At 58.6% G+C, this 5259-nt stretch carries 5 protein-coding genes, 1 tRNA gene and 1 pseudogene; 5 read left to right on the top strand and 2 right to left on the bottom strand.

The annotated features are described in order from the left end of the window. Nucleotides 1-47: 47 nt before the first annotated feature. The 4 genes from Q1M07_RS00620 to Q1M07_RS00605 all read left to right on the top strand — a co-directional run bounded on the left by Q1M07_RS00620 (nucleotide 48) and on the right by Q1M07_RS00605 (nucleotide 2550). Nucleotides 48-124, top strand: a tRNA-Pro gene (locus Q1M07_RS00620). A 446-nt stretch (nucleotides 125-570) separates the two neighbouring features. Then, the gene (locus tag Q1M07_RS00615; RefSeq protein WP_366983860.1) at nucleotides 571-804 is read left to right on the top strand and encodes a helix-turn-helix domain-containing protein; all 234 of its coding nucleotides are present in this window, start codon (nucleotides 571-573) and stop codon (nucleotides 802-804) included. Beyond that, the gene (locus tag Q1M07_RS00610; protein ID WP_300449253.1) at nucleotides 801-2171 is read left to right on the top strand and encodes a HipA domain-containing protein; all 1371 of its coding nucleotides are present in this window, start codon (nucleotides 801-803) and stop codon (nucleotides 2169-2171) included. Before Q1M07_RS00615 ends, Q1M07_RS00610 begins: the two co-directional genes overlap by 4 nt. Next, complete coding sequence (locus tag Q1M07_RS00605) at nucleotides 2161-2550, top strand: hypothetical protein (RefSeq protein WP_300449251.1); 390 nt, start codon at nucleotides 2161-2163, stop codon at nucleotides 2548-2550. The genes Q1M07_RS00610 and Q1M07_RS00605 overlap by 11 nt, the downstream gene beginning before the upstream one ends. Before the next feature lie 450 nt (nucleotides 2551-3000). Here Q1M07_RS00605 and Q1M07_RS00600 read toward each other — a convergent pair whose 3' ends face one another. Further along, nucleotides 3001-3204 carry a hypothetical protein gene (locus Q1M07_RS00600; protein ID WP_300449249.1) on the bottom strand — a complete coding sequence of 68 codons (204 nt, stop codon included), beginning with the start codon at nucleotides 3202-3204 and terminating at the stop codon, nucleotides 3001-3003. A 399-nt stretch (nucleotides 3205-3603) separates the two neighbouring features. Between Q1M07_RS00600 and Q1M07_RS00595 the strand changes: the two genes are divergently transcribed. Then, a complete protein-coding gene (locus Q1M07_RS00595) occupies nucleotides 3604-3924 on the top strand; it encodes a hypothetical protein (RefSeq protein WP_300449247.1) in 321 nt (106 codons plus the stop codon). Here Q1M07_RS00595 and Q1M07_RS00590 read toward each other — a convergent pair. Continuing rightward, a pseudogene (locus tag Q1M07_RS00590) lies at nucleotides 3925-5259 on the bottom strand (conjugal transfer protein TraG); the annotation flags it as partial.

Below are 5259 nucleotides of genomic sequence, written 5' to 3'. Positions count from 1 at the left end.
CTTCGCCTTTGACACCGGCGCCGATGTCGGTATAATGCGCGGCTCGTCGGGGCGTAGCGCAGCCTGGTAGCGCACTTGCATGGGGTGCAAGGGGTCGCGAGTTCGAATCCCGCCGCCCCGACCAAGAGAATCAAGCACTTAGGCCAGTCTTCGGACTGGCCTTTTTGCTTTCTTGGGCTCTGGGGGAACGATTGGGGGAACACTTTGCACCTCCTGCCATCTTGAATGGAGTTCCGGTGTTGCCCAGGGCCTTACGTGTCGAAGTGGGCGGTAGGCGGCTTCGGGCGTGGTTTGGGATCACTGGCGGCTACTATGCACTGAGTGCGCCGACGGTCAGCAAGCAGTCGAAGCCCTCGAAGGGCTCGGGATCGTGCAAGGCAAGCGCCGCGGTCGGGATTTTGCGTACGAGGCGTTGCTCGATATCCTCGACGCTGGCACCGACGTCACGGCGTGGCTTCGCTCTCAGCAGGTAACGTGGTTCGGAAAGATCAACGATCGTTAAGTTTTCATTGCCTTCGTGGCTAACGCGAGGCAGAATTCAATGATCGTTAATCATTTTTGGGGGCGATGATGCCCGAAGACGTTGGCATTTCCTCGGTCGTCGAACTGGGGAAGATCATTCGGGCCGTTCGCAAGGAATCCGGCTTGACCCAGCGCGATGCGGCAGCCCTATGCAACGTCAGTCTGCCATTCCTCAACAGCCTGGAACAAGGGAAGGCTACCGCGCAGATTGGAAAAGTGCTGTCCGTCTGTAGCCGCTTTGGCATCGAGGTGAGACTGCGCTTGCCCGGAGGGACGGCATGAGCGCCTTGATGGTCCTGGCCAACGGGGTTCGGGTCGGTACCCTTGAGGTTGAAAACGGGCTGTGGAAGTTCAGCTATGCGGCCGATTGGAGCGCTTTTGCCCTCGCGCCGAATTTTCCGATCGCGACCAGGGAGTTCAAGGATTCCACGAACGCCCGTCCCGCCGAATGGTTCTTCGATAACCTCTTGCCGGAAGGCCGCCTACGAGACTTGATTGCCCTGCGGGACCGAATCGATCCGCGGGATACTTGGGCGCTGTTGATTCGACATGGGCAGGATACGGCGGGGGCATTGTCACTGATTCCCGAAGGGTCCAACGCCGTGGCAGACGAGATCCTGGTGCCGCTATCACCGAAGGCGCTTGAGGAGAAAATCAAGGCCTCCAGGGCGCGAAATCTCCCTCTGATGGCATCTTGGGATGAAATCCGTATGTCTTTGGCCGGGGCTCAGGAGAAACTCGGGCTGCGCATCGACGCCGATGGCGCCCTGTTCCTACCCGAAGGGATGGCGGCCTCGACCCATATCGTCAAACCCGAGAATGCCAGCCTGGATTTTCCGTTCTGTCCGGCCAACGAATTCTTTTGCATGCGGCTGGCGGGCGACCTGGGGATACGAGTGCCGGTCGTCGATCTGCTGCACTTGCCCGAGCCCCTCTACGTCATCGAGCGGTTCGATCGGCGGGTGGCAAACGATAGCGGGGCGGATATCAGAGGCAGCGTGCAGCGCCTGCACCTGATCGACCTTTGCCAGGCTCTGGGCGTATCCCCGTCGAGGAAGTATGAAAGTGAAGGCGGCCTGGGCCTGCATCACCTCTTTGAGGTACTGCAAGGCGCATTTGTCGACCGACCCGCCGTGGCCATCAACGCAGTGGTGCAGTGGGTTGCCTTCAATTATCTCGTCGGCAATCTCGACGCCCATGCCAAAAACATTGCGTTCCTGATGCGCGGGCAGAAGGCGGAGGTGGCACCGTTCTATGACATGCTGTGCGTCGAGGCCTATTTGCCGCGGGCTACCATGTCGATGGCCATCGCTGGCGAGAACAAGCCGGGATGGGTCGAGGGCCTCCATTGGGATGCCATGGCCTTCGAGGCGCGGGTGGCGCCGCGACTGGTGCGCAGCGTGCTGAAGAAACTGGTCGAGCGGATTCCCGACGGGATCTCACGGGTCATCGGCGATGCGCGACTGATGCCCAGCGAACGGGCATTCGTGCGCGAACGCATCTTGCCCGTGATCGAGGAGCGCTGTTCCTTTGTGCAGGAGGCCATCAAAGGCCGGCAGTCCTCGTTGCAAGACGTTCTGGCAAGTCGCGAACTGGATCCGGCGGTCGTCGACCGTCTGGCAGCGATAAATGCTTCGCATGGAAACTGAACAGAACAGAGACGATTGGCTCCGCATGGGATGGCAGGACACCAACACGCCCACCTGTCGGATCAAGCGCCTCAGAAAACGGGAAGGGCGGTGCTACGAACTGGCGATGCGGGGTTGTCAGCAGGCCCCGGAATGGGAACTGGTCCACGGTGAATGCAATGGGCACTCGGGCGCCAGGAAAATCGGCCATGCCTGGCTGGAGTTTGATGGCGAGGCCTACTGTCCCATCCTGGATAAGACTATGCCGATCGGTGACTTCCTTCGGATACTCGGGGCTCAAGCCTATGCCCGGTATTCTTCAGAGGATGCAATCTGCCTGATGCTCAGGTCCGGGCACTACGGCCCTTGGAACGACTTGACGACTTTGGAACTGCAATGACCGAAATGATAAAACTGAGGAACGAACTGCGAGGCTGCGCCGCAGCGATCTTCTCATCATTGCCGAGCGCGCCGCGGAACTCGTACCCAAGGCCAGTCAGAAAGAAGGCTCTCTTGGGCGACTTCATGATCGGCGATGATTGGATTGGCCATTAATGCGGCGTCCGAAATGGATCTACAATTTTCGGACATTGCGTTCATCTTATCGGGACTTGTCACCGGGATTGGCAAGCGTGGGCGCGGCGTTGCCGCCCAGGATCAGATCAGTCGTGCGAATGCCTTGGCCAACGAGGCGTGGGTAAAAGTCAGATCGCTCGGGAGTTGGGCGTCTCGCCTACAACCATTTCTCAATGGATTGCGAGGGAGTTGTATTGAAAAACAGGATCGAACCTCATGTGGGGAAATGACGATTTTTGAGTGGACAAAGGAAAAGACTCGCAAAAACCTGCACTCATGCACTGATCGCCCCAGATGCACATTCCTCCAGAAAAACTTCAATAATTACCCGCTGGAAATCGAAGCTACCCGATTTCTCGTCTGCGCTGAGCGCGCGATCAATGCCCACAGGATCGAAATCCTTGCACGTGCCCAGATAGCGCTGAAACTGCGGATCGGCGCAGTAGGTTTTCCACTGGGCTTCATCGACATTGGCCATGGTTCGACTCCGGAACAAATACGTTGGAATATACCAAGAAAGCCGCCGAGAATGTATAGGTAATAATTACGATTGGCTATTACGTAGGACATAAAGGCATAGTCCGAACGGCTCAGTAATTCCATTTACGTCTTTTCGCGCAACGGCGTCGCCTTCTATCGGAAACAGTCATCTCATTCGTCATTCAGAAGTCAATCAAGTGCCAGTGATCGATGTGGATCAGGTCGACTACCTGTTTCATCGCCTGTTCGCGATGATCCAGTTGGTATTGAGGAAAAAGGGCTTCGCATGAGAAATGATCCTGGGCGGCGGGTCTTGGTGGTGGAAATGTTGGCTGGGTAGCCGGCCATATGCTTGCAACCTACGTCATCGGCGTTAGGCTGAATCCAGGAGGCAGAAATGAGAAAACTCATCTTCATCGGATTCGTCGTTGTGGGAACAGCACTGGGCCTTGTGCTCGCGGCGAGCGCTTCTTGGGGCGCGCGCCTTGTCGTCATGTCGTTCGGGGCCTTGGCGGGAGCCGCCGTCGGGGGCGCCTTCTCAGGAATTGGGAAGAGAGGACGCGCACCACAACTCCGAGATGGAGCCCTACGCGGGCTAGGCACCACGAGCGAGGATCTCATGGATAACTATTGGCGCGATGAGGGCCATCCTCAGTTCATGAAGCCCCCTTCACCCGACAACAAGCAGTTCGGCGGTAGCGGTGGAATGACCGATTGATCACTGATCCTTCCGAAGCAGGTTCTTTACTGCTTCCTTTGCCGTATCAATTGACGCATTGGCGTCTTCAAACACTTGCTTGCCAGACTCGGCCAGCAACGACTTCTTCGTGGCCAAGGTCCCGTCACCGGTGTCGACGATCTCTGCCTTTCGATCAAAGCTGGAGCCAGCCGCACCTGTTTCACTCCTGATGGCATTGCCGCGTCCCTTTACGTCGTTTCGCAACGGAGACGGATTCGTGTCGGGGCGCGTGCCGGGTTCCGGGTGGTTGGATCGCGACACCTTCGCGCGCTGTTGCCGATGCGAAGCCGCGAGGTCTGGTGATAGCGCGGGGTCTGTGGCTTGGTGGTCATGCAGGCTGCGTACATCCCCGAACGAACTCGGCAGCGCCGTGCCATCCGTGAACACCCGGTTGGGCCTGAGTCCCTGGCGAGCCAGTTCCGCATCGAACATCGACAGTGCTGAGGCACTGTCGCCACCGTACTGCTCGGCGTAGCGCAAGAACATCTCCAGGTTGTGCGGATCTTGGGCGATGTCGACCGAGATCGACTCTCCCTTGTCCTTGGCCGACGAGAGGCGTTCGGCAAAGGCCGTTCTTTCGGCAAAGGTCGCATCAGCCCGCTCGGCTCGGGACGTGGCAGTTGACAGTCTTGACGACATCTCCTGGGCCTCGTGGGAATCGCTGGCGAAGCTGCTAACGATGCTCGAATCCCGCGACACCCGGTCGCCGAATTGCTTGAACTCTGCGATCTGCTCTTGGGTGAGGCTATTGAGCGCCTTCTGCTGGGCGGCCGACAATCCCGACGAGTAGTTCTTCCCGGCTCTGGCCTGAAGTTCCGCGCCGGCCACGGGGGTATTGATCCCCACGTGTCCGGCAGCACCGAATGCGATCTGTGCCACCTGGCTCTGGGTCAAACCCGTGCTGCTCGCCACGTTCTTCGAAATCTGATCCAGCCGGTTGAGTGTCTCGCCCATTTGCTCGAAGCTACTGGAGGCCGTACCGCTGCTGTGTCGAGACGACCGTAGCTTTGCCAAGCCTCGCGCAAAGGTCTCAGTGAGCGCCGCTGATCGCTCGGTATTTGCGGAGATTGCTTCGCCGCGCGCGGCGTCGGCTTGCCGACTGGCCTGGGTTACGTCCTGCTCGGACACCCGAATCGAGACCATTCGGGATGCAAATCCCTGGTTGCGCAGCAGACTGACTGCAGTCCGTCCGGTCAGCGCATTCGACGAGAACGTGTTCCCGCTCAGATCGTTTTGCCAACTGCCCATGAAAGCCGAGGTGCGGTTGGGCGCCAGTTGCATCTGATCCATCCCCACGTTCCCCATGGAAACGTT

The sequence above is a fragment of the Accumulibacter sp. genome, from assembly GCF_029255285.1.
Taxonomy (GTDB): domain Bacteria; phylum Pseudomonadota; class Gammaproteobacteria; order Burkholderiales; family Rhodocyclaceae; genus Accumulibacter.
The sequence above is the reverse complement of the archived record's forward strand: the minus strand, read 5'-3'. Positions and strand labels throughout refer to the sequence as shown.